General features: G+C 60.0%; 24 protein-coding genes and 1 tRNA gene. 13 read left to right on the plus strand and 12 right to left on the minus strand.

Going from position 1 to position 25,507, the window contains the following annotated elements; genetic code table 11:
• Nucleotides 1-16 precede the first annotated feature (16 nt).
• The 8 genes from ACSQ20_RS16460 to recA all read right to left on the minus strand — a co-directional run bounded on the left by ACSQ20_RS16460 (nucleotide 17) and on the right by recA (nucleotide 8,244).
• A complete protein-coding gene (locus tag ACSQ20_RS16460; RefSeq protein WP_436021770.1) occupies nucleotides 17-1,795 on the minus strand; it encodes a PglL family O-oligosaccharyltransferase in 1,779 nt (592 codons plus the stop codon).
• 88 nt (nucleotides 1,796-1,883) lie between these two features.
• Nucleotides 1,884-2,489, minus strand: coding sequence for a pilin (locus tag ACSQ20_RS16465; RefSeq protein WP_436021772.1), 606 nt, complete (start codon nucleotides 2,487-2,489; stop codon nucleotides 1,884-1,886).
• 133 nt (nucleotides 2,490-2,622) lie between these two features.
• The gene (locus ACSQ20_RS16470; protein ID WP_436023178.1) at nucleotides 2,623-3,363 is read right to left on the minus strand and encodes a TerC family protein; all 741 of its coding nucleotides are present in this window, start codon (nucleotides 3,361-3,363) and stop codon (nucleotides 2,623-2,625) included.
• 244 nt (nucleotides 3,364-3,607) lie between these two features.
• Nucleotides 3,608-4,489: a succinate--CoA ligase subunit alpha gene (gene sucD / locus ACSQ20_RS16475; RefSeq protein WP_436021774.1), complete on the minus strand. Its 882-nt coding sequence runs from the start codon at nucleotides 4,487-4,489 to the stop codon at nucleotides 3,608-3,610.
• 41 nt (nucleotides 4,490-4,530) lie between these two features.
• Nucleotides 4,531-5,700 (minus strand): ADP-forming succinate--CoA ligase subunit beta, encoded by a 1,170-nt coding sequence (gene sucC / locus ACSQ20_RS16480; RefSeq protein WP_436021776.1) that lies wholly within the window; start codon nucleotides 5,698-5,700, stop codon nucleotides 4,531-4,533.
• A gap of 17 nt (nucleotides 5,701-5,717) precedes the next feature.
• A complete protein-coding gene (locus ACSQ20_RS16485; RefSeq protein WP_436021778.1) occupies nucleotides 5,718-6,374 on the minus strand; it encodes a DUF2889 domain-containing protein in 657 nt (218 codons plus the stop codon).
• Between the two features lie 144 nt (nucleotides 6,375-6,518).
• Nucleotides 6,519-7,166, minus strand: coding sequence for a recombination regulator RecX (gene recX, locus ACSQ20_RS16490; protein WP_436021780.1), 648 nt, complete (start codon nucleotides 7,164-7,166; stop codon nucleotides 6,519-6,521).
• Between the two features lie 7 nt (nucleotides 7,167-7,173).
• Nucleotides 7,174-8,244, minus strand: a complete 1,071-nt coding sequence (gene recA / locus ACSQ20_RS16495) for a recombinase RecA (RefSeq protein WP_436021782.1) — start codon at nucleotides 8,242-8,244, stop codon at nucleotides 7,174-7,176.
• A gap of 286 nt (nucleotides 8,245-8,530) precedes the next feature.
• Here recA and ACSQ20_RS16500 point away from each other — a divergent pair, with 286 nt between their 5' ends.
• The 6 genes from ACSQ20_RS16500 (at nucleotide 8,531) to ACSQ20_RS16525 (ending at nucleotide 14,832) form a co-directional block, all read left to right on the plus strand.
• Nucleotides 8,531-9,331, plus strand: a complete 801-nt coding sequence (locus ACSQ20_RS16500) for a response regulator transcription factor (protein ID WP_436021784.1) — start codon at nucleotides 8,531-8,533, stop codon at nucleotides 9,329-9,331.
• 7 nt (nucleotides 9,332-9,338) lie between these two features.
• Entirely contained in the window at nucleotides 9,339-10,931 is a 1,593-nt protein-coding gene (locus tag ACSQ20_RS16505; RefSeq protein WP_436021786.1) for a sensor histidine kinase N-terminal domain-containing protein, read from the plus strand.
• Between the two features lie 248 nt (nucleotides 10,932-11,179).
• The gene (locus ACSQ20_RS16510) at nucleotides 11,180-12,838 is read left to right on the plus strand and encodes an MFS transporter (protein WP_436021788.1); all 1,659 of its coding nucleotides are present in this window, start codon (nucleotides 11,180-11,182) and stop codon (nucleotides 12,836-12,838) included.
• A gap of 48 nt (nucleotides 12,839-12,886) precedes the next feature.
• A tRNA-Met gene (locus ACSQ20_RS16515) sits at nucleotides 12,887-12,963 on the plus strand.
• Between the two features lie 200 nt (nucleotides 12,964-13,163).
• A complete protein-coding gene (locus ACSQ20_RS16520; RefSeq protein WP_436021790.1) occupies nucleotides 13,164-14,330 on the plus strand; it encodes an XRE family transcriptional regulator in 1,167 nt (388 codons plus the stop codon).
• Nucleotides 14,302-14,832 (plus strand): DUF4411 family protein, encoded by a 531-nt coding sequence (locus ACSQ20_RS16525; RefSeq protein WP_436021792.1) that lies wholly within the window; start codon nucleotides 14,302-14,304, stop codon nucleotides 14,830-14,832. Before ACSQ20_RS16520 ends, ACSQ20_RS16525 begins: the two co-directional genes overlap by 29 nt.
• A gap of 317 nt (nucleotides 14,833-15,149) precedes the next feature.
• Here ACSQ20_RS16525 and ACSQ20_RS16530 read toward each other — a convergent pair whose 3' ends face one another.
• Nucleotides 15,150-15,461, minus strand: a complete 312-nt coding sequence (locus ACSQ20_RS16530; protein ID WP_436021794.1) for a DUF3892 domain-containing protein — start codon at nucleotides 15,459-15,461, stop codon at nucleotides 15,150-15,152.
• A 454-nt stretch (nucleotides 15,462-15,915) separates the two neighbouring features.
• Between ACSQ20_RS16530 and ACSQ20_RS16535 the strand changes: the two genes are divergently transcribed.
• Complete coding sequence (locus ACSQ20_RS16535; RefSeq protein ID WP_436021796.1) at nucleotides 15,916-17,391, plus strand: hypothetical protein; 1,476 nt, start codon at nucleotides 15,916-15,918, stop codon at nucleotides 17,389-17,391.
• A 54-nt stretch (nucleotides 17,392-17,445) separates the two neighbouring features.
• On the opposite strand, the gene ACSQ20_RS16540 is transcribed toward ACSQ20_RS16535, so the two are convergent.
• Entirely contained in the window at nucleotides 17,446-19,860 is a 2,415-nt protein-coding gene (locus ACSQ20_RS16540; RefSeq protein ID WP_436021798.1) for a heavy metal translocating P-type ATPase, read from the minus strand.
• A gap of 312 nt (nucleotides 19,861-20,172) precedes the next feature.
• Here ACSQ20_RS16540 and ACSQ20_RS16545 point away from each other — a divergent pair, with 312 nt between their 5' ends.
• The 3 genes from ACSQ20_RS16545 to ACSQ20_RS16555 are packed head-to-tail and all read left to right on the plus strand — an operon-like array spanning nucleotide 20,173 to nucleotide 22,153.
• On the plus strand, nucleotides 20,173-20,793 hold the full coding sequence (locus ACSQ20_RS16545) for a LemA family protein (protein WP_436023180.1): 621 nt from the start codon (nucleotides 20,173-20,175) through the stop codon (nucleotides 20,791-20,793).
• Complete coding sequence (locus tag ACSQ20_RS16550) at nucleotides 20,790-21,647, plus strand: TPM domain-containing protein (RefSeq protein ID WP_436021800.1); 858 nt, start codon at nucleotides 20,790-20,792, stop codon at nucleotides 21,645-21,647. The genes ACSQ20_RS16545 and ACSQ20_RS16550 overlap by 4 nt, the downstream gene beginning before the upstream one ends.
• Nucleotides 21,648-21,649: 2 nt before the next feature.
• The gene (locus ACSQ20_RS16555) at nucleotides 21,650-22,153 is read left to right on the plus strand and encodes a TPM domain-containing protein (protein ID WP_436021802.1); all 504 of its coding nucleotides are present in this window, start codon (nucleotides 21,650-21,652) and stop codon (nucleotides 22,151-22,153) included.
• Between the two features lie 203 nt (nucleotides 22,154-22,356).
• On the opposite strand, the gene ACSQ20_RS16560 is transcribed toward ACSQ20_RS16555, so the two are convergent.
• Together ACSQ20_RS16560 and ACSQ20_RS16565 are read right to left on the minus strand one after the other, a co-directional pair.
• Nucleotides 22,357-23,052 (minus strand): VIT1/CCC1 transporter family protein, encoded by a 696-nt coding sequence (locus tag ACSQ20_RS16560; protein ID WP_436021804.1) that lies wholly within the window; start codon nucleotides 23,050-23,052, stop codon nucleotides 22,357-22,359.
• Nucleotides 23,053-23,085: 33 nt separating this feature from the next.
• Nucleotides 23,086-23,229, minus strand: a complete 144-nt coding sequence (locus ACSQ20_RS16565; protein WP_436021806.1) for a hypothetical protein — start codon at nucleotides 23,227-23,229, stop codon at nucleotides 23,086-23,088.
• Nucleotides 23,230-23,267: 38 nt separating this feature from the next.
• Here ACSQ20_RS16565 and ACSQ20_RS16570 point away from each other — a divergent pair, with 38 nt between their 5' ends.
• The 3 genes from ACSQ20_RS16570 (at nucleotide 23,268) to ACSQ20_RS16580 (ending at nucleotide 25,493) form a co-directional block, all read left to right on the plus strand.
• Nucleotides 23,268-24,122, plus strand: a complete 855-nt coding sequence (locus ACSQ20_RS16570; protein WP_436021808.1) for a c-type cytochrome — start codon at nucleotides 23,268-23,270, stop codon at nucleotides 24,120-24,122.
• 162 nt (nucleotides 24,123-24,284) lie between these two features.
• Nucleotides 24,285-24,623: a cupredoxin domain-containing protein gene (locus ACSQ20_RS16575; protein ID WP_436021810.1), complete on the plus strand. Its 339-nt coding sequence runs from the start codon at nucleotides 24,285-24,287 to the stop codon at nucleotides 24,621-24,623.
• 33 nt (nucleotides 24,624-24,656) lie between these two features.
• On the plus strand, nucleotides 24,657-25,493 hold the full coding sequence (locus tag ACSQ20_RS16580) for an FTR1 family iron permease (protein WP_436021812.1): 837 nt from the start codon (nucleotides 24,657-24,659) through the stop codon (nucleotides 25,491-25,493).
• The last annotated feature ends 14 nt before the right edge of the window (nucleotides 25,494-25,507 follow it).

The following is a 25,507-nucleotide window of genomic DNA, read 5'->3' on the forward strand; positions in this document are numbered from 1 at the left end:
CGCCGCCGCGCGTCGCTCAATCATCCTCGCTGTCATCCGCGCCCGTATCGGGCGGTACCCCATACCGCTTCACGAGTTCGGCTTTGAATGCTTTGAGCTTGGGCTCGTCGTCGCAAAGCTCATAGATCGCAGCAAGCTGCGCTGGCCAATCCCGCAGCACACCGGCAAATATCTTCAGCCGTTCGACCGTATCGAACGCATCGGCCTCGCGTCCGTCAAGCGCCTGCAGCACCGCATAGCGCCGCAGCACCGTCTCGCCTGGCAGCAAGGCGATGGCCTGCTTATGCATCGCGAGCTTCAACGGCAAATCATGGCTGTCGATCGACAGCAGCGTCGCCATCCCGTACTCGCCCCACGCACCAAAAAGCCGCGACGGCGCAGCGCGGTATTCGTCCGCCGGGTGCGCGCCATAGTAGAGCACCTCGGCACGCGCATACTCGCGATAAACCGGGAGCAACGCGGCGAGCCCCGCCGCGACAATGAATGCGTGAACCCCGAGCGACACGCCCGGCGGCACGAAGCGAAGCGGCTTCGGTTCGAGCACCCCAAGCACGAACATCGCCGGCAGCAGGAAGAACATGTACTGTTGCGGATATTCGACCAGCGCGTGCATCAGCAGCACGCCGATCAACGCAAGCCCGAATACACGCGCCGCGGTATGCGGTGCAAGCAGCACGCGAACGAGCCACGAAAGCAGCCCAACGAGCAGCACACCAAGCCCCACGACGCCCGTTTTCGCAAGGAGATCGATGAAAATGTCGTGCGCATTATTCGCGATCTCGACACTCCCCAGCGCCTTGACGAGTTCGAACTGATAACGCGGGAATTCACCCCAGCCGACGCCGAGCCATGGGTGCCCGCGGAACATGGTCCAGCCGTACTTCCACATCGCCAAACGCAAGACGATCTGCCCTTTGTCCTGAAAACGGTGCGCCGCCGATACATCCAGATTCAGGTGATAGCGTTCGTTTGCCCAACGCACGGCGATGTTCACGCCGGCAAAAATCGCAACGAGCCCGAGCGGAATCAACCAGTCGCGCGCACGCCCGAGGCCGCGCCCTTCGCGCCGTGCAATAGCAATAGCCATCCAGAACCCGGCAACGACGATCACGCCCGTTTGCAACCACGGCCCGCGCGAAACAGTGAGCGCCTGCCCGAGCACGCAAATCGCCGAAACGACGACCCACAGCAATGGATGCAAGCGCCGCGTCTGCACGAGGAGCATGGCTGCGGCCAGCGCAAACGCAATCACCGTCGCAAGGTGATTGGCCTGCGCCATATTGCCGAATGGCCGACGCTCCGCACTTACGTTGTAAGCGACCACGAACGGCGCCACCCGCGTTTCCAGATGAAAGAGCTGGACGACCTGACAAAAAACCGCAAACAGCCCGCCCACCACGAGTGCCCACGCCGCCCAGCGCAATACATCTTCCGCAAGATTGGCTCGCGCGAAGGCGAAACCGGTATGGGTCGCCATAAACGCCGCCAGCAAAAAGCCCGCGCCGAGCCAGTTCATGGACGGCTGCATCAGCGGCAGCAGGAACGTCTGCGCAACGAGCACGACACCGAACACAAGCGGCACCAGCGCAACCGTCGGGCTGCCGAATGCGGGACGCGGCCATGCACTGAGTGACAGCCAGATCACCGACGCGCCAACGAGCAGATACAGCGAGAGCGCAGTGAACTCAGCGTAGAACGTCGGGATTGGATACGTGTGGTTCGTCACCGCATAGGGAAGCAGCACAGCAAGCGCCAACAACGCGAACGACAAGGAACGTGCAAAAGATGAGGTCATGAGCAATGGGGGCATCGGCAATCGGCGCACTATACAAAAAATTGTTTCGCTGTGCGACACCGGCGCGCCTCATCTTCGCGAATCGATGTCACGCGCGGCATTCAGGCGGTGCGACAGCCGCAGGCAACGTCGCACCATCGAGCGGCACAGGGCCCGAGCCCGGCGCTGGCAGCGAGGACGCGTCCTTGCCGGCGGCAAAACACTCCCACGTCACCGAGCCGCCTGGCACCGCACCGCTCACCAACGCGACGCGCGCAGTGGGTGTCGCTCCATCGTCTGGCGCCGAGGGCACCAATACGAGCGTGTCGCTGCCCGCCGGCGCGACGCGCGCTGTAAAGCGAATTGCAATCTGACCGCTGTCGTCGTCGATGCGAATCGACTCGACGTTACGGGTGGCCGGAGGCGACAGATAGCCGCTGCCGAGCGCGTTGCCGGTGGCCGCGTTCTCAGCCACCGCAAGCCGCGCCGCCGACGCAAGCGATAACCCCTCGCCAACCCGGCTGCGCGCGAGGTAGTCCTGATAAGCGGGAATCGCATAGGCGGCAACGACCCCGACGATGGCCAGCACGATCATCAGCTCGATCAGCGTGAAGCCGCTTCTATAACAGCGCGTACGCGAGGCAGGCGATAAAACCGCGAATAGCGGCGCAGGTAAGACAAGTGACGCATGTGGTACAGGTCGAACGGCAAGCATCGGCTGACTCCTCGAAGACAATGCCCGCTCGTGCGGCGGGCAACTGTTCGAAGCGTAGCCAACACCAGAAATGAGAAGCAGTCGGCCAAACGGCTAGCCGTCTGGCCAATGGCGGCTCAATTTTCCCAGTGCTTCAATGAGGGTCCGACGAACCCGAGGAGTCCGAAGCATGCGACGAGACGCGCCGCTGCATCCGCCGCTTGAGCACATACCCGAGCGCCACGACGAATATCGCACCGGCCACATGCGCGCCAAATTCGGCGGCTGGCGCATCGAGCATGGGCCAACGGTCGCCCGCGGGATCATTGATGATGAGCCCGCCTGCAATCCAGCCCAGCAACGCGGCGCCGGCAGCGACGATGATCGGGAAACGGTCCAGCAGCTTCAACACGAGCGTACTGCCCCAGACGATCAACGGAATGCTGACGACGAGCCCGAACACGACGAGCGCAACGCGGTGCTGCGGGTCGGCGGTTTCGGCGGCACCCGCAATGGCGATGACATTATCGAGGCTCATAACGGCATCCGCGACGATGATTGTCTTGATGGCAGCCACAAGCTTGTCGGCCGGCTTGATGTCGCCGTGCGCCTCGTACGCCGGGGCCAGGAGCCGCACGCCGATCCACAGCAGCAGCAACCCCCCTGCGAACTTGAGCAGCGGCACATCGAGCAGCACCACCGCAAACGCAATCAGCGCGACGCGCAGTACGATCGCGCCGACCGTCCCCCAGAGCACCCCCTGCATGCGCTGTGCGGGCGGCAGCTTGCGGCAAGCAAGTGCAATGACAACAGCGTTATCGCCGCCGAGCAGGATATCGATGATGACGATCTGGATGACGGCTCCCCAATGGAGCGTCGCAAAAAAGTCGAGCATGGTCGCAAACATAGGCGCAATAGGCATTCCCGCCCCACGGGCAAAGATCAAACGGAACGAGGCGCGTCGAAAACAGGCGATAAAAAAGCGAAGAAGCCGCGCGTGCTTCCTCGCTTCCTGCCGGCCATCGGCGGCCTTACGAAATCGTTTCGAAAGAATACCAAAAAACGCCGGCGAGACGATGCGTACTTCGATGCGTGACCCGCGCGGCGCTACGGCGCCGGGCGGATCAGCGCATAACCGCTTAGAGAATCGACTTCAACAAACGGCCCATCTCCGACGGGTTCTTCGTGACCTTGATGCCGCAAGCCTCCATGATTTCGAGCTTGGCTTCCGCCGTATCAGCACCGCCCGAAATCAACGCACCAGCATGGCCCATGCGCTTGCCCGGAGGCGCCGTCACACCGGCAATGAAGCCGACCACGGGCTTTTTCATATTGTCTTTGATCCAGTACGCCGCGTTGGCTTCGTCCGGGCCGCCGATCTCGCCGATCATGATGACGGCGTCCGTTTCCGGATCGTCGTTGAACATCTTCATGACGTCGATGTGCTTGAGCCCGTTGATCGGATCGCCGCCGATGCCGACTGCCGACGATTGGCCGAGGCCCAGCGCCGTCAGTTGGCCGACCGCTTCGTACGTCAGCGTGCCGGAACGCGAGACGACGCCAATGCGGCCTTTGCGGTGAATGTGGCCCGGCATGATGCCGATCTTGAGCTCGTCGGGCGTGATCGTACCCGGGCAGTTCGGCCCGAGCAGCAAGGTCTTGCGATTTTCGCGACGCATGCGATCTTTGATTTCGATCATGTCACGCACCGGAATGCCTTCGGTGATGCAAATGGCGAGATCGAGATCGGCTTCGACCGCTTCCCAGATTGCGGCAGCGGCTCCCGCAGGCGGCACATAGATGACAGAAACCGTGGCGCCGGTTTCGGCCTTTGCCTCTTTCACGCTCGCGTAGATCGGAATGCCTTCGAAATCTTCGCCAGCCTTTTTCGGGTTCACGCCGGCAACGAACGCTTCGCGACCGTTTGCGTATTCGCGGCATGCGCGCGTATGGAACTGTCCGGTCTTGCCGGTGATGCCCTGCGTGATGACCTTCGTGTCTTTATTAATCAGAATCGACATGTATTGACCTCTGTTCGTATCCGTGGCGCGTGGGCGGCGGCTTACGCCGCGCCCTCGGCAGCCGCGACGACCTTCTGCGCAGCCTCTTCCATGCTGTCCGCCGCGATGATCGGCAGTCCCGACTCGGCAAGCATCTTCTTGCCGAGATCCTCGTTGGTACCCTTCATGCGCACGACGAGCGGCACTTGCAGGTGCACGGCCTTCGACGCGGCAATGACGCCTTCCGCGATCACGTCGCAGCGCATGATGCCGCCGAAGATATTGACGAGAATGGCTTTGAGGCCAGGGTTCTTCAGCATGAGCTTGAAGGCTTCGGTGACCTTCTCCGTCGTCGCGCCACCGCCGACGTCGAGGAAGTTCGCCGGCTCGCCGCCGAACAGCTTGATGGTGTCCATCGTCGCCATCGCAAGACCGGCGCCGTTGACGAGGCAGCCAATGTTGCCATCGAGCGAGATGTAGGCCAGATCGAACTTCGAGGCTTCGACTTCGGCCGGGTCTTCTTCGTCCAGATCGCGGTAGGCCACGATTTCGGGGTGACGGAACAGCGCATTCGAATCGAAGTTGAACTTCGCATCGAGCGCGATCACCTTGCCGTCGCCCGTCAGAATCAGCGGGTTGATTTCAGCAAGCGACGCGTCCGTTTCCCAAAACGCTTTGTAAAGACCTTGAAGGATCGTTCGCGCTTGCGGCACCGATGCGTCAGGCACGCCGATCTTCTTCGCGAGGTCGTCAGCCTGAGCATCCGTGAGGCCCGTCGCCGGGTCAACAGCAGCTTTATGGATCGCCTCAGGCGTCTTTGCAGCCACTTCCTCGATGTCCATGCCGCCTTCGCTCGACGCCATGACGACGACCTTTTGCGAAACGCGGTCGATCACGAGGCCGATATAGAGTTCCTTCTTGATGTCCGCGCCTTCTTCGATCAGAAGCCGGTTCACCTTCTGGCCTTCCGCGCTGGTCTGGTGCGTGACGAGCTGCATGCCGAGGATCTGGTTCGCATACTCGCGCACCTGATCGATCGACTTCGCAACCTTCACGCCGCCGCCCTTGCCGCGGCCGCCCGCGTGAATTTGCGCCTTGACGACCCAAACCGGGCCGCCCAGCTCCTCAGCGGCTTTCACCGCGTCATCCACGGAAAACACCGGCTTGCCGCGTGGCACTGCGACGCCGAATTTTCGCAGGATTTCCTTACCCTGGTACTCGTGAATCTTCATGCGTGATTCCCTTCAGTCTAAGAGTTGGATTGAACGTCGAAATCGCTGATTTCCTTCCGGCCGGCAGCGCGCGGTGCACGCATTGGCGTGCCGTCGGCGTCTGAATGGCTGCGTGGCGCATGACCATACCAGCGCGGATAAAACTGCCGGACCGCCTCGCCGTCGAACCGCAGCGCCTGACATCGGTCGAGCTGAAATGGCGGCTCGCTCTCGTCGATGCTATTAGCGCCGCAATCGCGCGTGCGCCAGACGTCGCCGGCGAATGCTTGGATCGCAGCGGTCGGCAATACAGCGCACAGCTCGGTGAGGTGGGTACAGCCCGTTCTTGCGTCGAGGAGGCGGCGCACCCGGCGGTGGAAGTTATCGAGAAGGTTGAGCCCGATGAGGGCACGGTAGGCAGAATTCGGGGCTTCGCAGTGACCGGGATACGGCACCCAGTCGGACGATGCTTCGGCATCGACGACAGTAAGCTTGCGATCGATCGTGATGCGGAGCCAAAGTTCATGGATCGGCAGGCCATTGGGCCGGACACCGGGCGCGAGCACGACGTCACGAGGCTTATGATCGGTCAGACACGCCTCGATATCCCAGAGACCGTCCCCACGCTCGAAAGCTTCCGCTCGGATTGCGCGACGATGGCGCAACTGGCGGGATACAGGCGGGGAAAGCGGCATGCGAGGGGAGACGGCTGGAGAGGAAACCGGGGGATTTTAGCATAGTGGGAAGCGGCGTTTACGGCGCGCTCGCGGCTCGCTTATGACCCCTTCTTGCCCGCTTGCGGACCCATGCAGGAGGGATCAAGGTGGCAGAGACCCGGATTAGTCATCGCCCCAGTCGTCCTCGCCTTTGAGCACTTGGACGATGATTGCCCGCGAAAACCCGCGCATGGCCATAAAGCGTCCTTGCTTCGCTCGCTCGGCAGGCGTTTGCGGCATGTGCCCATACTTTTTACGCCAGACAGCTTGCGCCCGCGCGAACTCCGTCTCGCGAAGCTCGTTGCCGGCTGCGGCAACGAGCGCGTCCGGTACGGCATGCTGGCGCAGCTCGCTTACGATCCGTGCGCTGCCCATGCGCGCGGCGCGCCGATGGACGATGCTCTCGACAAACCGTGCATCGGACAGCCAGCCCTCCTTCTCGAGCGAATCGACGAGTGTTTCGATCGAATCCCCCTCTTGGGCAAACGGCGCCAGCTTACGCAACAATTCGGCGCGACTGTGCTCGCGCTTGGAAAGATAGTCGAGCGCGCGCGCTTTGAGCGAACGCCCAACGCGGGCGCCGCGTCGCCCTGCATCAGACGAATCATCTATCGATGCAGGATCAAGCGGATCGCCGCCGTTATCCGGCGGCTCGCTTTTGCTTGCGTTTCGGTTTGCATCGTCAATCGAGCGCCGGCTGCGGGCATCGGCGCCCAACCCACCAGCGCCCGACCCACCGGCGCCCAACCCAAAGCGAGCCTTGCGTATCACGCAGCGCTTACTCCTTTTCGTCGACGACTTCGGCGCTGACGGCTACCGTCGGCATCGAATTCACACCAAGCGACTCGCGAATGCGGTTTTCGATCTCGCGTGCCATATCGGCGTTTTCGCGCAGAAATTCACGTGCGTTGTCCTTGCCCTGGCCGATTCGCTCGCCGTTATAGCTGTACCAGGCGCCGGCCTTGTCGACGATCTTTGCCTGCACACCGAGATCGATAATTTCGCCTTGGCGTGAAATACCTTCGCCATAGAGGATGTCGAAGATTGCTTCGCGAAACGGCGGCGCAACCTTGTTCTTGACCACCTTCACCCGCGTTTCGTTGCCGATGACCTCGTCATTCTTCTTGATCGAACCCACACGGCGAATGTCGAGCCGCACCGATGCATAGAACTTGAGCGCGTTGCCGCCCGTTGTGGTTTCGGGGTTGCCGAACATCACGCCGATCTTCATACGGATCTGGTTGATGAAGATCACGAGGCAGTTCGTGCGCTTGATCGTACCCGTGAGCTTGCGCAACGCCTGCGACATCAGACGCGCCTGCAAGCCCGGCAGGGAATCGCCCATTTCGCCTTCGATTTCGGCCTTCGGCACGAGTGCCGCCACCGAGTCGATCACGATCATGTCGATTGACCCCGAACGCACGAGCGCATCGGCAATTTCAAGCGCCTGTTCGCCCGTATCGGGCTGCGAAACCAGCAGATCATTGACGTTGACACCAAGCTTGCCCGCATATTGGATATCGAGCGCGTGTTCGGCGTCGATAAACGCGGCCGTGCCGCCCAGCTTCTGCATCTCGGCAATCACTTGCAGCGTCAACGTGGTTTTACCCGACGATTCCGGGCCGTAGATCTCGACCACGCGCCCGCGCGGCAAGCCGCCCACGCCAAGAGCGACGTCGAGGCCGAGCGAGCCAGTCGAGACAACCTGGATATCTTCGGCCACTTCGCCATCGCCGAGCCGCATGACCGACCCTTTGCCGAACTGCTTTTCGATCTGCGCGAGCGCGGCGGCCAACGCCTTGCTCTTTTCAGCCGTCAGTCCAGCCGAGCCTTTCTTGCTTTCTTCCATGAATCGTCCTTTGCTATGATGAGCGGCATCTGCGGCGAGGGGCCGGCACGAAAATCAGCGAGAAAAAACGTCGCTTTTTCTCGCGCTTTTTCTCGCGCTTTTTCTCGGTTTTGCCAGCGAACACGCGAAACGCAGACACTGTATAAAAAAACAGGGTTCTTTGCAAGCCCGACGCGTTGCGGATTTGCTGCGGCAATGAGCGCAGTGACATTCCCGAGCCACCGTGATTACACACAAATACATCGGAGACTGCGGCGCGGGGCCTTCACCAGCGCGCCGGCGCATCATGCGAATACTCATTGCCGAAGACGACAGCATACTCGCGGACGGCCTCGTTCGATCACTCCGCCAATCGGGCTATGCCGTTGATCACGTGAAGGGTGGCAGCGAAGCAGACGCCGCCTTGTCGATGCAGACGTTCGACTTGCTGATCCTCGATTTGGGCCTGCCGTATATGTCGGGGCTCGAGGTGCTGCGACGCCTGCGCGCGCGCAACTCGAGCTTGCCGGTGCTGATCCTGACGGCCGCCGACAGCGTCGACCAACGCGTCAAGGGGCTCGATCTCGGCGCCGACGATTACATGGCCAAGCCGTTCAATCTGAACGAACTGGAAGCGCGCGTACGCGCGCTCACGCGCCGCGGCTCGGGCGGCGGCCCGACCGTCGTGCGGCATGGCTCGCTTGCATTCGATCAGGTTGGGCGCGTCGCCTACGTGAGCGAACAAGTGCTCGATCTTTCCGCGCGCGAACTCGGCGTGCTCGAAGTGCTGCTGCAGCGGATTGGACGGCTCGTCTCGAAGGAGCAGCTCGTGGATCACCTGTGCGAATGGGGCGAGGAAGTCAGCAATAACGCGATCGAAGTCTACGTGCACCGGCTGCGCAAAAAGATCGAGCCAAGCGGCGTGCGCATCATTACCGTGCGCGGGCTCGGCTATTGCCTCGAAAAGCCGGCCGCGCCACAGGGTGCATCCGCCGATACCGCGAACGGGAACGCGAGCGCAGCCCCTGCAGCAGTGGTTGCAGCCGCCACGACTTCTCTCGGCGACAGCGGCACAAACGGCGACAACTCGAAGCGTTCGCCGAAGTAGGCGCGTCGTGGCCTCTCCTGTGTCCACCAACGACGACAGCGACAGCGGCACTCGCCAGCCGGCAAGCCCGACTGCGCAAGCGAGCGGCTTCGAGGCCAATCCGTTCGCGCCGCCCGATGAAGCCAATACGGCGTCGGCGGGACGCCCACGCTCGCTTTTCGGCGAGATTCTCGATTGGATGCTCGCACCGCTTTTGCTGCTATGGCCGATGAGCATTGCCGTGACGTATCTGGTCGCGAAGACGATTGCGAATGGACCATTCGATCGCGCGCTCGAGACCGATGCCTATGTGCTTGCACGCCAGATCCATCCGGTTGGCGGCGTGGCGGAGCTGTCGCTACCTGACGCGGCACGCGACTTTCTGAGCGGCGACAACGCCGACAAGGTCTTTTATCAGGTACTCGGCACACGTGGCGAACTGGTAGCCGGCGTGTCCGAGTTGCCGCTGCCGCCCGACGACGACCGTCCTCAGCCCGGCCTTGTCGAATTCCGCGATGCCACGCTGCACGGCAACGACATCCGCATCGCCTATACGACCGTCGAATTCCCGGCCGCGTCCGGCGAGCAAAGCGTGCTCGTGCAGGTGGGCGAGACGCTCGGCAAACGCAGCGCGCTTGCCAACGACATCATCAAGGGCGTGATCCTGCCGCAGTTCGTGATCTTGCCGCTGGCAATCGTTCTGGTATGGTTCGGCCTCTCGCGCGGGCTTGCGCCGCTCACCGCGCTGCAAGCCAACTTGCGCACGCGCCGGCCAGATGACCTGTCGCCGCTCGAGGCACAGCGCGCGCCGCCCGAGATCGAGCCGCTCGTCACCTCGTTCAACGATTTGCTGACTCGTCTCGAGCAGAATATCGACCTGCAAAAGCGCTTCATCGCCGATGCCGCTCATCAGATGAAAACCCCGCTCGCCGGCCTGCATACGCAAGCCGAGCTGGCGTTGCGGCAAGACGTCTCGCCCGAAGTGCGCCTCTCGCTCGAACAAATCGCCGCGAGCGCCGACCAGGCCGCGCGGCTCGTGACGCAGTTGCTCGCGCTGGCGCGGGCCGAAAACCGGATGTCGGGTCAAATTTTCGCGCCGGTCGAAGTGGCGCATCTGGCACGGCTTGCCGTGCGCGACTGGGTGCGCGCAGCGCTCGCCAAGCAAATGGATCTCGGCTACGAGGGGCCCGACGAGCCCGTCGTGGTAGCCGGCAACGCCGTGATGCTGCGCGAGATGCTCTCGAACGTGATCGATAACGCCATCCGCTACACGCCTGCGGGCGGACGCATCACCGTGCGGGTGAAAACCGAGCGCGACAAACAACTCGCGCACCTCGAAGTCGAGGACACGGGGCCTGGCATTGCACCGGCCGAGCGCCCGAAGGTCATCGAACGGTTCTACCGGATTCTCGGACGCGAGGGTGACGGCAGCGGGCTCGGTCTTTCCATCGTGCGCGAGATCGTCACGATGCACGGCGGCACGCTCGCATTCGACGACAACGTTTATCAGCGTTCCCCGCCGCTCGCGGGCACGCTCGTGCGCATCAGCCTGCCCCTCGCGCCCGGCCCTGCTCCCGACCCCGCCTCCGCTCTCGTCGAAGGAGCCCCGGATTTACCCTGACAGGCGTGCCGTCAGCCGGTGGCCGCACAAAAGAAGACGCATTTTTCAGGGATTATTGCATCAAAATGACGGCAATTTCACAGAAGAAGCGCGATTATACCAAACAGCTGACCATTAAATCGGCGTAAACCAGCAGACATCCGCTACGTCAGTCCACCGTAAGTTTCCCTCCCAATAATCCACCACGGGCAGTCAACGGGCCCAGCGCGGCCGTTTGGCCGGAGACCAAATATCAAGGAGACAAACTCATGGCAACGGTAGGCGGCCAAATTTCGCACGCGCCGATGACACGCGACGAGAAACGGGTGATTTTCGCGTCGTCACTCGGCACGGTTTTCGAGTGGTATGACTTCTATCTGGCGGGCTCGCTCGCGGCTTTCATCAGCAAGAGTTTCTTCTCCGGCGTCAATCCGACGGCGGCCTTCATTTTCACGTTGCTCGGCTTCGCGGCCGGTTTTGCCGTGCGTCCGTTCGGCGCGCTGGTGTTCGGCCGCTTGGGTGATTTGGTCGGACGCAAGTACACGTTCCTCATCACCATCGTAATCATGGGGATATCGACGTTCGTCGTGGGCCTGCTGCCGGGCTATGCGTCGATCGGCTTTGCCTCACCGGTCATCTTCATTGCAATGCGGTTGCTGCAGGGCTTGGCGCTCGGCGGCGAGTACGGCGGTGCCGCGACCTATGTCGCCGAGCATGCGCCGGCCAACCGTCGCGGCTACTACACCTCGTGGATTCAGACCACGGCCACACTCGGCCTCTTCCTTTCGCTGCTCGTGATTCTGGGCGTGCGCACATCGATCGGCGAAGAAGCGTTCGGCGCTTGGGGCTGGCGCATTCCGTTCATTGCGTCGCTGATTCTGCTGGGCGTATCGGTGTGGATTCGGATGCAATTGAGCGAATCGCCCGCTTTCGTGCGCATCAAGGCCGAGGGGAAGACGTCGAAGGCGCCGCTCACCGAGGCATTCGGCCAATGGAAGAACTTGAAGCTCGTGATTCTGGCGCTGCTCGGTCTGACGGCCGGCCAAGCGGTCGTGTGGTACACGGGCCAGTTTTATGCGCTCTTCTTCCTGACGCAAACGCTCAAGGTTGACGGCGCAAGCGCCAATATCCTGATTGCCATTGCGCTTCTGATCGGCTCGCCGTTTTTCGTGTTTTTCGGCTCGCTGTCAGATCGGATCGGTCGCAAGCCGATCATCATGGTCGGCTGCCTGATTGCCGCGCTGACATACTTCCCGCTCTTCAAGGCGCTCACGCATTACGCGAACCCGGCGCTCGAAACCGCGACGCAAAAGGCGCCGATCGTCGTGATCGCTAATCCGGCCGAGTGTTCGTTCCAGTTCAACCCGGTTGGCACCGCGAGCTTCACGAGTTCGTGCGACGTGGTGAAGAGCGCGCTGGCGAAAGCCGGCTTGAACTATTCGAACGTCGCGGCGCCGGCCGGTACGATCGCGCAGGTCAAGGTCGGCGATACGACGATCGACTCGTATGACGGCAAGACTCCCGGTGCGAAGGAAAAGGGTGCGGCGTTCTCCAAGACGCTTAGCGCCACGCTCAAGAGCGCGGGCTATCCAGCGAAGGCCGACCCGTCCCAGCTGAATTGGCCGATGACAGTGGTCATTCTGACGTTGCTCGTCATCTATGTGACGATGGTTTATGGGCCGATCGCTGCGATGCTCGTGGAGATGTTCCCGACGCGCATTCGTTATACGTCGATGTCGCTGCCCTACCACATAGGCAATGGCTGGTTCGGCGGCTTCCTGCCGGCGACGGCGTTCGCGATTGTGGCGGCGCAGGGCGATATTTATTCCGGGCTCTGGTATCCGATCGGCGTGGCGTTGTTCACGTTCGTGATCGGGATGCTGTTCGTCAAGGAAACGAAGGACTCGAACATCTATGCACAGGATTGAAAGGGGCTTGACAGCGCCGTCGGCCGTCACCATAATTGCCCCTCTTTCGGCGAATTAGCTCAGTTGGTTAGAGCGACGGAATCATAATCCGCAGGTCCGGGGTTCGAGTCCCTGATTCGCCACCAGCATTATCAAAGGGTTAGCTTCGGCTAACCCTTTGTCATTTGTGCGCTCTGTCAACGGCGTATTCGCACCCTGTAGGGTTTTGAGCACAAGCCGTTCGTAGTCGCCGTCCGGTATGATTTGGAACCGGACCCGGAGCGGCGTCCGACCCGCACAAGCCCGAGACGAGAACAAGACCGAGTCGAAGCGACAGATACGAATCATGGCCGAGGCACAGATCAATCCCGCGATACTGACATGGGCGCTCCAGCGCTCCGGCATTGATGCGCTCGCGTTGGCCGACAAATTGGGGACAGCGACTGCGCGCGTGGAATCTTGGGAAACTGGCGAGCGGAAGCCGACCTTCCGTCAAGCTAAGCGCATCGCCGAGATCACTCACATTCCCTTCGGCTACTTCTACCTCCCTGAGCCGCCAGAGGAAGCCCTACCGATTGCGGATTTCCGAACGGTTGGTGACGATCCAGTGCGTCCGCTGAGTGCTGACTTCCGCGACCTCTTCAACGAGGTCATGCGGAAGCAAACTTGGTTCCGAGAATATCGACAGCTGCAGGGCCAAGAGCCATTGGCGTGTATCGGACGATTTAACGTTCGCAGCACGGCGACTCAGGTTGCAGCTGATATTGGTCGCGCGCTACAAGTCACGGCTCAGGATCGCATTAACTGCGCTAACTGGGAAGACTACCTTCGGCTGTTGATCGCTCGAATCGAGGACGCGGGGGTTCTAGTGATGCGATCTGGAATCGTCGGAAATAATACTCATCGCCCGTTGTCCGTCGATGAGTTTCGAGGTTTCGTGGTCGCAGACCAATATGCTCCGGTCGTCTTCCTTAACGGCAAGGATGCGAAAGCCGCACAGATCTTCACGCTGATCCACGAGATCGCACACTTGTGGCTTGGTGAAAGCGGAGTCTCCAACGAGAGAATTGATGCCGCTCACCAGCACGGCGGCGACGTCGAACGGCTGTGCAACGCCACGGCAGCAGAGTTTTTGGCTCCAGCGGCGGAGTTTCGAGCCCAGTGGAACGATCGAGCTGGGTTCGTGGCACAAGTTCGCGACCTCGCTCGTACCTTCAAGGTTAGTGGCGTCGTTGTCGGCAGACGGGCCGTGGAACTCGGACTCGCCCCCTGGAATGAATTCGCCGCTTTCTATCAGGCCGAACGCGAGGCATGGGCCGCGGCTGCTGCGCGGCAATCTAGCGGCGGTAGTCCATATAAAACTTCGGCGGTAAGGAACGGAAAGCTGCTGACTAAGGCCGTTCTAGAAACAGCATTTGAGGGCCGAATGCTGCTGCGTGATGCAGGCAGTTTGCTCGGAGTCTCCCCTGCAAACTTGAAGAAGCTTGCGAGTAGCGTGTACGGGGAACAATAAGAATGTACCTGCTGGATACCAACATCTTTTCGAGGCGCAAAATCGTTACTATGCAAACGATATTTGCCCCGGCTTTTGGAATTGGCTGGATGACGCTAACGCGCGAGGGGTTATCGCAAGTATCGGCGAGGTATATGATGAACTCTCGGGTCGTGGCGATCACCTTGCGCAGTGGATAGAAGCCCGACGGGGTACTGCTTGGTTTATCGACATTGCCGATGCGCCGACCCAAGCCTCATTTGGTGAGGTTGTTCAATACGTTGAATCTGTCGCGCGCTACACCCGCGCGAATAAAGATCTATTCCTTGATGGAGCAGATCCTTGGCTCATCGCGAAGGCCCGAACTATGGGATGGGGAGTTGCCACTCACGAGCAATTCAGCGATAACTCGACAAAGGTAAAAATTCCTAACGTATGTCGAAATTTTGGCGTAGCTAGCCGCGATACGTTTGATGTTTTGCGTCAGCTTCAGGCTTCGTTTGGATGGGCTGCAGCAAACTGAGATGTATGAGCTTCGCGCAGCGATATTTCTCAACAATCTATTTCTTCCAGTTCGCGTAGGGGATTTAAGCGTTTGCCCCCCTGCAAATGCTCCGGAGCAAGATGCGCATATCGCGTCGTCATCGTGATGACTCTGATGTCCCAAGATTCTTTACAAGGCCAATATGTTGCCGCCATTCATCATGAAGTGACTGGCGAACGTGTGCCGCCAGGCGTGGGTCATCTGTCCGTCGGGTAGCATTATGCTGGCGCGGTCGATCGCTTCTCTGAATGCTGACCAGGCGTAACCAAAGGTAATTCCCCTTCCTGGCAGCCCGCTTAGCATTGGGACAACGCAAGCAGATTATCTGTCCAACGCCCGTCGGCGTGAGTTCGAAGATATGGAGGGACGCCGTCTACCACTCTGACGTCGACCGCTCCCCTTTGATCTGCGACATAGAGCGAGTTCCCGTTCGCGCGCAGGAAGTCAACGCCTTGCTGCTTTGTCCAGCGAACGCCATTCGAAAATCCGAGGTGTGTTATGTGTTCGTGCAACCGCCCACCAGCTAGCGTAATGCATGTCACTTGGTGCCGCGTCATTGTTGCCCCCATTTTTTGTATTTGCCGCATAGACACCGGCTTCATAAGCATAGGTCAATTTCGCCAATTTTTAATCGATATTGCGCCTACACGCGCGGCGATCCTAAACGAAAGGTTCCGACGCAATGCATATTACCGATCAGAGAAGGCTGATCCCCAAGGTGTTTGGTTTGACCTAGAAAAAATTATGCAAATTGGATCAATTCCTTATTCAGGCTCTTGCTGCCCTTGGAAAATTCGAGATCCGGCGCACCGACGAGCGCCGCGAAGAATTTTTGTAGATCAGGGGAACGTGCCTTGCCGAGTGCATTGCGGCGCCCCCCATGCGGACTTCCTTCGGGGCGTTGTTCGTCGTTGCAATAGCAATGGCTATTGCGCCTCCTTCAGCGCTGTACCTAGGAAATGCATCGGCTGCGTTCGCGCTCGATGCAAACAGTTCGCTATTCCCGCCCTCGGTTTCCCTCGCGGCGCTATAAACAGCCCATCCTCTGATAAAAGGATCAAAATGGTATCTAACGTCAGTCTGACGGGCGACGACGACGGCGCAACCCCTTTTCGAATCGAAAAACTGGGCGTTACGGACGATCAGGGAGCTCCAACAGCACGGCGCCCAGACGACCGGCTCCCAACCCGTTCGGGTTCGCCGGCACCAGCAACTTTCAAGGCGGCGTCGCCAACCGCTGGGACAAGTAGTCCATCGAGCACATCGGCAGCCTCCGCTGGAACCATCGATCCGCATTATCTTGATCAACTCGAAGCGAAGGCAATTGCCGCTTATCCGGTGGACGGCAATTATTCACCCAGAGTCCTTCGATTTCCACCTTCGATACCGAACGAGAGCGGAGGTGCGAAACATACCATCTCGCCATACAATCCGCTTAATTTGCGGCTGCCTTATAGCCTCGTACACTATAAGGTTCTCTATGAGATACAAAGCCTCACACGGATGAGAGGCAAAGCTGGGGCGACGTACCTGGATCTCGTGAAGCAATACAACTTGGCATACGTCGATTATCTTCGTGCGGCGAACGGATCCGACGAGGCTTTGGGGCGGCTAAAGGCGCTGCTTGCGAAAGGGAATATCCTCGATGTTGCAGGAGTGCAAACGAAACATCTCACAATTGACCCTCAAATCCTGGTGTATCAGATATTGGGACATCTATGCTTGGACGTGCTGCGTAGCGCAGACACAGAAATTCCGACACCTGTCCGCATCCATGCACTGGAGGTCGCTAGAGAGCACTTCAACGTTGCCGCTGTCGCAACGACCCTGAGCGAGGCCCGCCCCAGCGGACTTTCAGTTAAATTTTCCGAAAAGATTTACGACCTCATTCCGCGACGCTTTATCACGAATGAGGAAGAAATGACCAAGCCGCAGGCGCCTCGCTTCTTTCGAAATGAGTACGTGAAATCAATATTCTCGGGAAGCGCGCGCAATAGTCGCCCGTTCAATCTGAGCGTAATTGAGCTTTCTTCAAAATATCCGGAAGAGACGATTCAAACCCTAGTCAGCATTCTTAGACTCGATGAATCCGGCTCGGAAATGAGAGCATCAGCGTTCAAAGCGCTGACTAATTTGACAAACCTCGACGAACCTCTCAAAGAGCGCATTTTCGGCGAGAACGCTAGCTATCGCAACGGTGGTGAATCACGCATCGAATCCGTTACGGGATCCGGTGACAACCTTGATGAGGTCGAGGTCGCCGCAGCGAAAGCGATGGACTTCTTGCGTTCCCCAAATGATCCAGCGGGGTATTTCCATGCGCTTTGTCTGCATCCGGAAACGCCAGATGAAGACGTGGGCGCGCTTGCAGAGGCCACCTACTCAGTTTTGGCGAGTAAATATGGCCTCGACGCATCGAAACCCAACACTCACCGAGCAGCGCAAATCGCCGAAGCATATGAGGTACTTTCCGATCCGGCAAAGCTGCGGCAGTACCGGCTAACCGCAAATCCTGGTGGGCGATCTTCTCTAGCTTGACGTTGACGCAGCCGGGACGGCGTCACCGACGCTCGTCACGGTAAGTCGGCCGCGTTAAGTTCGCGTCGTCCGCAAACGGAGCGCATTGCCAATCACAGAAACAGAGCTCAACGCCATCGCAGCGCTCGCAATAATGGGGCTGAGCACAATGCCGAGCCACGGATAGAGGACCCCTGCTGCAATAGGTATTCCCACCGCGTTGTACGCGAATGCGAAGAACAAATTCTGACGAATGTTCCTCATCGTGGCGACACTCAATGCGCGTGCTCGCGCGATACCGCGCAGGTCGCCCTTCACCAATACAACACGCGCGCTATTCATTGCCACGTCCGTTCCGGTGCCCATCGCGATGCCGACATTTGCCTGCGCCAGGGCAGGCGCATCGTTGACTCCGTCCCCGGCCATCGCAACGATGTGGCCCTGTCGCTGAAGCTCCTGAACGTGCTTATATTTCTCCTCAGGGAGGACGCCCGCTTTGATGCCATCGAGCGCCAACGCCTTGGCGACCGCGTTTGCCGTGACGGGATTGTCACCCGTCAGCATCACAATCTTGATGCCAGACGCTCTCAGTTGGCGGACCGCATCAGGCGTCGTTCCTTTCACCGGGTCGGCAACCCCAATGTAGCCGGCAAGTTTGCCGTCCAGTGCGAGATACATGACCGTCTGCCCGGCCTCGCGCAACTTGTCCGAGTCAACCGCGACCGCAGCATAACCAACCGCTGCGTCGTCCATTAACCGTGTATTGCCCAAGAACACCGCATGTCCTTCGATTTTCCCCATTACGCCTTTTCCGGAAATCGATTCGAAGGAATCGACCCGGCTGGTCGTTGCGCCTGACTCCTTCGCGCGGGCAAGGATTGCCTGAGCGAGAGGATGCTCGCTTGCACCCTCGAGGCTGGCCGAGAAGCCCAGTACGACGGATTCCGATTGCCCGTCCAGCGCGACCACCGTTTGGACACGCGGCTTGCCTTCGGTGAGCGTGCCAGTCTTGTCGACAACGACGGTATCGACTTTGTCCATCAATTCGAGCGCTTCCGCGTCCTTGATGAGCACGCCTTCCTTGGCGCCACGGCCAACACCAACAATGATTGAAACCGGTGTCGCGAGTCCGAGCGCGCAGGGACATGCGATGATAAGAACGCTAATGGCAACAACGAGCGCGTTCGCCAAAGCCGGCGCGGGTCCTACCACCGCCCAGACGAAAAACGAAACAGCCGAGATGCAGAGGACAGTAAGCACGAACCAGCGAGCCACATGGTCGGCGAGTTTCTGAATAGGCGCTCGTGAACGCCCTGCCTCAGCCACCATCTGTACGATTCGCGCGAGCAGTGTGTCGGAGCCGATTTTCTCGGCCCGCATCAGGAACGTCCCGGTCTGATTGACCGTTGCACCGGTCACAGTGTTGCCCGCAACCTTCTCGGCGGGCAACGATTCGCCCGTTATCATCGACTCGTCGACGCTCGAAGTCCCCTCCATGACAACACCGTCGACCGGTATCTTCGAGCCTGGTTTGACTCGAAGGGTGTCTCCGACTGCAACGTCTTCCAGTGGCACTATCTCGTCCGTGCCGTCTGATTTGACGCGTACCGCCGTGTGAGGCGCAAGGTGCAGTAAATCGCGAATGGCGCTTGATGTGCGCGAGCGAGCGCGAAGCTCCAATACCTGGCCGAGCAGCACCAGCGCGACGATAACCGACGCAGCCTCAAAATAGAGCGGCAGTTCATGGCCGCTCCTGAAAGCCTGCGGCAGCGCTTCGGGGAAGAACAGAGCGAACACGCTGAATACATAGGCCGCCGCCACGCCCAACCCAATGAGGCTGAACATGTTCAGTTGCCACGACACGAACGATTTCCACCCACGCTCCAGGAACGGCCACCCTGCCCACAGTACGACAGGGGATGCAAGCACCAACTGGACGCATTGAGACCATGAAGCATGCATCCAGTGAGGCAGTGTCCACGAGGCAAAGAGATGGTTGAGCCCCGCGTCGAGGTCGAACGGCAATACCATTCGCCCCATTGTCATAAAAAGAAGCGGAATCGATAACACAAGCGCAACCCAGAAGCGTCGAGTCATCGATTCCAACTCGACGTTGCGGCCTTCCTCTGCGGCTGGTGTAACAGGCTCGAGCGCCATACCGCAGATAGGGCAAGCGCCGGGAGACGATGAGCGTACTTGCGGATGCATCGGGCACGTATAGATGACGCCGGTAGCAACGGCCGTGGAGGCCGTTGGGGCCGTGCTGTTCGCAAGTCCGAGATACTTTTCCGGTGCCGTGCGGAAAGATTCAAGACACTTGCTGCTACAGAAGAAATACACCCTGTTTTGATGCGAGTGGCGATGCAAGGAGTCCGTCGTGACCTTCATTCCGCATACCGGGTCGATGACTTCGGCCGCACCGTGCGGAGCAGCAGCGTACGCATCTGCGGCGCAGCTGGCATCGTGAGGGTGAGTATGGGACTCGGGCATCGTGAACGCTCCTTGTCGTTTTCAGTGGACATGCGGCGCACGAGGACGCGGCCTGAACCAAAAGGCAAGTTCAATGCCATACCGATAGCAACGACCAACAAGACATGCTTGGCAATTTACTCTGTTTGAGTGCTGCTGAGCATCTGATGGCGGCGATAGCGGGTCGCTTGATTCCGCGCATCGAGAGCATGCATGACAGAATCAGGGAGAGTCGTTGACCTGCATCAAAGGGGTTAAATGTCAGCCGCTTACTGTCTGTTTGTTGGGCATATCGCCAAAGCGAAGCACTCTTTTCCAAATGGGAGCACGAGGATGCGGGGGTTACTGGCTTTCTTCATTGCGGCGGTCGTACTGGGTATTTCTGGCTGCGGCTACAACACCATCCAAACTCAGGATGAGCAAGTCAAGGCTAGCTGGTCAGAGGTGCTGAACCAGTACCAGCGGCGAGCGGACCTCGTGCCGAACCTCGTCAATACCGTGAAGGGATATGCGAACCAGGAAAAGGACGTCCTGACTCGCGTCACAGAAGCCCGTGCACAAGTCGGTTCGATTCGCGCAACGCCTGAACTACTTGCGGACCCGCAGGCCTTCGCCAAATTCGAAGCTGCTCAGGGGCAACTCACCTCTTCGCTGTCCAGGCTGCTGGTGGTGTCCGAAAACTACCCGCAGTTGAAGTCGGACGCGAACTTCCGGGACCTGCAGGCGCAACTCGAAGGAACAGAAAACCGGATTACCGTTGCCCGGAACCGCTACATCAAGGCAGTCCAGGAGTACAACGTTACTGTCAGGTCGTTCCCGAACAACCTGACCGCGAAAGCCTTCGGCTATCCAGAGAAGCCGAACTTCTCAGTCGCTAACGAGGCTGAGATTTCCAAGCCGCCGCGCGTTGATTTCGGGGCCCCTGCCACGTCGGCGAGCGGAGTTTCCAATTGAATATCCTTCGCGCTGCGATTGCGCTATTCGTCGCTATTCTCGCTTTTGGGGGAACAGGAGTCTTCGCGGACGTACCGGTTCCGCCGTTGACGGCTCGCGTGATCGACGAAACGGACACACTTACCGCGGAACAACGCGCCAGCCTGGAACAAACCTTGAAGGACTTCGAGGCGCGCAAGGGCAGCCAGATTTCCGTGCTTGTCGTTCCAACAACCCAGCCAGAAACCATTGAGCAATATTCAATGCGCGTTGTCGAACAATGGAAGCTTGGACGCAAGAGCGTTGACGACGGGGCACTGCTCATTGTCGCCAAAAACGACCGCGCGCTTCGTATCGAAGTCGGATATGGACTCGAGGGCGCGCTCACCGATGCTACGAGCAACCGCATCATCAACGAAACGATCGTCCCGAGATTCAAGCAAGGTGATTTCTATGGCGGTATCACCGCAGGCGTCGATAGCATGATGCGCGTCGTCAGCGGCGAGCCCTTGCCTCCGCCGGCCGGACGTCGCGACGCTTATCGCGGAGTCGGACAGTTACTGCCGGTGCTTTTCCTGTTGACGGTCGTAGCGGGGGGTATTCTTCGCTCGATACTTGGGCGGCTCCCAGGAGCCATGGTGACCGGGGGCGCCATCGGTGTACTGGCGTGGCTGCTGTCCGGGACAATTTTGGCCGCCATGTTCGCCGGCGTAATCGCGCTCATCTTCACTCTGTTGGGCAGCGGTCTCGGCGCATTCGTCGGTGGGCGCTACATCGGCGGAGGACGCGGCGGCCTCGGTGGCAGCTCCAGTCGAGACATCTTTCGCGGAGGCGGCGGCGGCTTTGGCGGCGGCGGTGCCTCAGGCAGGTGGTAATCATGAACTTGACCCGAATCATCAGACATCTATTCATGACTCGCTGGCGGGTAGCGTCCGCGTTTCCCAAACGGGCACTGAACGCAATCGAAAAAGCTGTTCGGGAGAGTCATCAGGCACATATCGGCCAGGTTCAGTTCGCCGTCGAAGGCGCGCTGCACAGCGGTGCCTTGCTCAGCGGAAAATCCGCGCGAGAACGAGCGATCGAGGTGTTCTCCGAGCTTCGGGTCTGGGACACGGAGCACAACAATGGCGTGTTGATATATCTGCTGCTCGCCGACCGCGACGTCGAAATTGTGGCGGACCGGGGCATTCATGCACGAGTCGGTGCAGACGAGTGGGAAGTCATCTGCCGCGAGATGGAGGCCGAGTTCAGACGCGGTCAATATGAGTCCGGCGCTGTTAGCGGCATTCGCCGCGTGACCGCATTGCTGGCACGGCACTTCCCGGCGCCGCAGCCAGAGCGCGACGAGTTGCCCACTTCGCCATCGGTGCTGCGAAGCTGAAAAGGTCAACTGCCAGTGAGCACGCAATACAGCAACGGGAACGTCGGTCCCATCGCAAACTATCGCCCCGGAACGTCAACGTCAACGTCAACGTCAACGTCAACGTCAACGTCAACGTCATCGTCAAAAGCAGATGTAGCGCTTGCCGCTGGCTTCCGGGTTAAGGTTCTCTTCGAAATATCGACGCTGGCAGCATCCGGCGCTCAAGCTACCGCACCAAACACAGCGCCGACGCCCGATGACACGCCCATTGCCAGCGCGCTCCAGAAGACCACGCGAATAACGCCCGGCCACACTTTCGCCCCACCGGCTTTCGCCGCCAAGCCGCCCAAAAAAGCCAGGGAAACAAGGGCGGAGACTACGATAGCCGGCAGCAGTACCGAATCAGGCGCGAGCGCAGCAACGGCAACCGGCAAAGCGGCGCCGGCCGCGAAGCTGCTAGCAGAAGCAAGTGCAGCCTGCAGAGGACGGGCAGCAGTGGCCTCGGAGATCCCCAGTTCATCGCGGGCATGAGCACCGAGCGCGTCGTGCGCCATCAGCTTCTCGGCAACCTGTCTGGCTAGGGGCAAATCCAGGCCTCGCCGCATGTAGATCGCTGCCAATTCTCGATGCTCGCGCGAGAAATCGGCAGCAAGTTCATTCCGCTCCTGCCGCAGCGCTGCCTTCTCAGTGTCCGCCTGTGAGGACACTGACACGTATTCCCCCGTCGCCATCGACATCGCTCCCGCAGCTAGCCCGGCCACAGCGGTAAGCACGACACTTCCGTGAGCAGTATGCGCGGAGGCGACACCGGCAACGAGACTCGCCGTAGAGACAATCCCGTCATTGGCGCCCAGTACGGCGGCACGCAACCAGCCAATGGAGCCCAGACGATGCTGTTCCAGATGTCGACCTGGCATAACGCCTCCGCGTTTGCAATGTTCATTCACGGCTCACGGCGATGGACGCGGGAGCAGCGGCATAAGAGAATCCGCCAGCGGATCGATCCAGAGCCAGTCGAATGCACGCGCCAGCACAAGACCCGCAATGACCAGCAGGATACCGCCGCGTTCACCACCCGGACGCACTAGGCCCATACAATGTCGCCGATAATCAGTAGCCTAAGGGGACACGCTTGAACGCATCCACATTGCGCGCGCTAACGATGACAGTAGCGGTCTCATTGTCAGCGGCGGCCAGCGCCCCCGCGCTATCTCAATCGCCAAGCCAATCGCTGAATCAACCCCAAACCGTCCCACTGCCCGTGCCCAACGAAGCGTCGATTCCAACCGGCCCGATGGGAGACGCCATCAAACATGGCAAAACGCTATTGACCGACACCCGTAAGCAGCTACCCCGCAACGTCGGCAACGGCCTGAACTGCACGAGTTGCCATCTCAGCGGCGGCACGACCGCCTACGCAGCGCCTTGGGTCGGGCTCACCGCGGCCTTCCCGGAATACCGCGCGCGCAGCGGCAAACTGATCTCGCTTCAGGAGCGTGTCAACGATTGCTTCCGCCGTTCGATGAACGGCAAGCCGCTTGCCTTCGATTCAGATGAAATGAACGCGATCATGGCCTACATCAAATGGCTGTCCACTGGCGTGCCAACCGGTTCGAACGTCACCGGCCGGGGATTCGAAAAGATCGATACGTCGCTAGTGCCAAATGCCATGCACGGCAAAGCGGTCTACGCAGCGCAGTGCGCGTCTTGCCACGGCGCAGAGGGCCAAGGCACGCCGAACCCGCAAGGCGGCTATGTTTTTCCGCCGCTTTGGGGCAAAGACTCGTTCAACGTGGGGGCGGGCATGGCGCGAACGTACACAGCGGCAGCGTTCGTTAAACATAATATGCCGCTCGGCCAAGGCGGAACGCTGTCCGCGCAAGACGCCGTCGATGTCGCCGCATACTTTACGCAGCAACCTCGTCCCGAGTACCCTGCTCGAATCAACGACTGGCCCAACGGCGACAAACCCAAAGACGCACGCTAGCACCAGCCTCTCGCCGGCCGCAAAGCCCGCGAGCCAGCACCGGCGGCCCTGTGCGCACACCCATGCATATCCATACGCATGCTATGGTTATCTCATTAAAAATGAGAATCGCTCTTATTATCGATTCCATTAACATCCATCCCACAACTGAGCAAACATCTAATGAAAACAATCGGTGCGTTTGTTGCCGGCGCGTTGGCGTCCGTGGCCCTGCATGCCTCCACCGCGCTCGCCGCTGAAGCGTCATACAGCCTTACGCTGAAAGACCACAAGTTCTCCCCCGCCGAGCTGACCATTCCCGCTGGCAAGAAGGTCAAGGTCTCAGTGAAGAACCTCGATGCAACGCCCGCCGAATTCGAGAGCGACGACTTCAAGGCCGAAAAGGTGGTTCCCGCCGGCAAGCAGGTCGACGTCTTCATCGGGCCGCTGAAAGCAGGCCAATACGAATTCCATGACGAATATCACGAAGCCGAATCGAAGACGCATCTGACCGTCAAGTAACTGCAAGCAGTAGTCACCACCACCCGCGACATCATGCTATCCACCGCTCTCATTGTCTTCCGGGAAGTACTCGAGGCCGCATTGGTCGTCTCGATCGTGTTGGCGGCCACCAAGGGGGTCGTCAATCGGGGCTGGTGGGTCGGCGGCGGCTTGCTCGGCGGCGTGATCGGCGCGGCGCTCATTGCGGTCTTTGCCGATGCCATCTCCTCGTGGGCATCGGGCATGGGCCAGGAAGTCTTTAATGCCTGCGTGATGTTCATCGCGGTCGTGATGCTCGCATGGCACAGCATCTGGATGGGCAAGCACAGCCGCGAAATGGCGCAGCAGCTTTCCGCAGTGGGCAAGGCCGTGGCGGCGGGCAGTACGCCGCTCACGGGGCTTGCTGTCGTCGTCGGCGTGGCGGTGCTGCGCGAAGGCTCGGAGGCGGTCCTGTTCCTCTACGGCATCGCCGCAGGTGACCCGGGACAAACGCCGCAAATGATCATGGGCGGCCTGCTCGGCATTCTGAGCGGCGTCGGCTTGGGGGCCGCGATGTACGCCGGGCTGCTGCAGATTCCGCTAAAGCGTCTCTTTGCGGTCACCAACGCGCTGATCATCCTGCTCGCCGCGGGAATGGCCAGTCAGGGGGTGGGCTATCTCGTGTCGGCCGGATTGTTGCCGTCATGGGGCGACACGGTCTGGGACACGTCGTGGCTGCTCAAGGAGTCGAGCGTCGTCGGCAAGACGCTTCATACGCTCATCGGTTACACGGCGAGGCCGGCCGGCATACAGATTGCGGCTTATCTCGCGACCCTCGCTGTCATCGTGTTTCTCGCGCGCGCAGTCGGCCGGCCTGAGCACATCGCGAAACAGCCGCGCCAAACCGCATAACCCCGCGCCAGCAC

Origin of the sequence: Trinickia sp. LjRoot230 (assembly GCF_964253315.1) — a bacterium.
Lineage (GTDB): Bacteria > Pseudomonadota > Gammaproteobacteria > Burkholderiales > Burkholderiaceae > Trinickia.

What these genes read in the sequence shown, in the direction of transcription:
- sucC (WP_436021776.1), bottom strand. Translation starts at nt 5,700, where the DNA reads ATGAAGATTCACGAGTACCAGGGTAAGGAAATCCTGCGAAAATTCGGC.
- ACSQ20_RS16530 (WP_436021794.1), bottom strand. Translation starts at nt 15,461, where the DNA reads ATGCTTATGAAGCCGGTGTCTATGCGGCAAATACAAAAAATGGGGGCA.
- ACSQ20_RS16465 (WP_436021772.1), bottom strand. Translation starts at nt 2,489, where the DNA reads ATGCTTGCCGTTCGACCTGTACCACATGCGTCACTTGTCTTACCTGCG.
- ACSQ20_RS16510 (WP_436021788.1), top strand. Translation starts at nt 11,180, where the DNA reads ATGGCAACGGTAGGCGGCCAAATTTCGCACGCGCCGATGACACGCGAC.
- ACSQ20_RS16485 (WP_436021778.1), bottom strand. Translation starts at nt 6,374, where the DNA reads ATGCCGCTTTCCCCGCCTGTATCCCGCCAGTTGCGCCATCGTCGCGCA.
- ACSQ20_RS16500 (WP_436021784.1), top strand. Translation starts at nt 8,531, where the DNA reads ATGCGAATACTCATTGCCGAAGACGACAGCATACTCGCGGACGGCCTC.
- ACSQ20_RS16535 (WP_436021796.1), top strand. Translation starts at nt 15,916, where the DNA reads ATGGTATCTAACGTCAGTCTGACGGGCGACGACGACGGCGCAACCCCT.
- ACSQ20_RS16575 (WP_436021810.1), top strand. Translation starts at nt 24,285, where the DNA reads ATGAAAACAATCGGTGCGTTTGTTGCCGGCGCGTTGGCGTCCGTGGCC.
- ACSQ20_RS16565 (WP_436021806.1), bottom strand. Translation starts at nt 23,229, where the DNA reads ATGGGCCTAGTGCGTCCGGGTGGTGAACGCGGCGGTATCCTGCTGGTC.
- ACSQ20_RS16520 (WP_436021790.1), top strand. Translation starts at nt 13,164, where the DNA reads ATGGCCGAGGCACAGATCAATCCCGCGATACTGACATGGGCGCTCCAG.
- recA (WP_436021782.1), bottom strand. Translation starts at nt 8,244, where the DNA reads ATGGAAGAAAGCAAGAAAGGCTCGGCTGGACTGACGGCTGAAAAGAGC.
- ACSQ20_RS16460 (WP_436021770.1), bottom strand. Translation starts at nt 1,795, where the DNA reads ATGACCTCATCTTTTGCACGTTCCTTGTCGTTCGCGTTGTTGGCGCTT.
- ACSQ20_RS16555 (WP_436021802.1), top strand. Translation starts at nt 21,650, where the DNA reads ATGAACTTGACCCGAATCATCAGACATCTATTCATGACTCGCTGGCGG.
- ACSQ20_RS16580 (WP_436021812.1), top strand. Translation starts at nt 24,657, where the DNA reads ATGCTATCCACCGCTCTCATTGTCTTCCGGGAAGTACTCGAGGCCGCA.
- sucD (WP_436021774.1), bottom strand. Translation starts at nt 4,489, where the DNA reads ATGTCGATTCTGATTAATAAAGACACGAAGGTCATCACGCAGGGCATC.
- ACSQ20_RS16470 (WP_436023178.1), bottom strand. Translation starts at nt 3,363, where the DNA reads ATGCTCGACTTTTTTGCGACGCTCCATTGGGGAGCCGTCATCCAGATC.
- ACSQ20_RS16540 (WP_436021798.1), bottom strand. Translation starts at nt 19,860, where the DNA reads ATGCCCGAGTCCCATACTCACCCTCACGATGCCAGCTGCGCCGCAGAT.
- ACSQ20_RS16560 (WP_436021804.1), bottom strand. Translation starts at nt 23,052, where the DNA reads ATGCCAGGTCGACATCTGGAACAGCATCGTCTGGGCTCCATTGGCTGG.
- ACSQ20_RS16545 (WP_436023180.1), top strand. Translation starts at nt 20,173, where the DNA reads ATGCGGGGGTTACTGGCTTTCTTCATTGCGGCGGTCGTACTGGGTATT.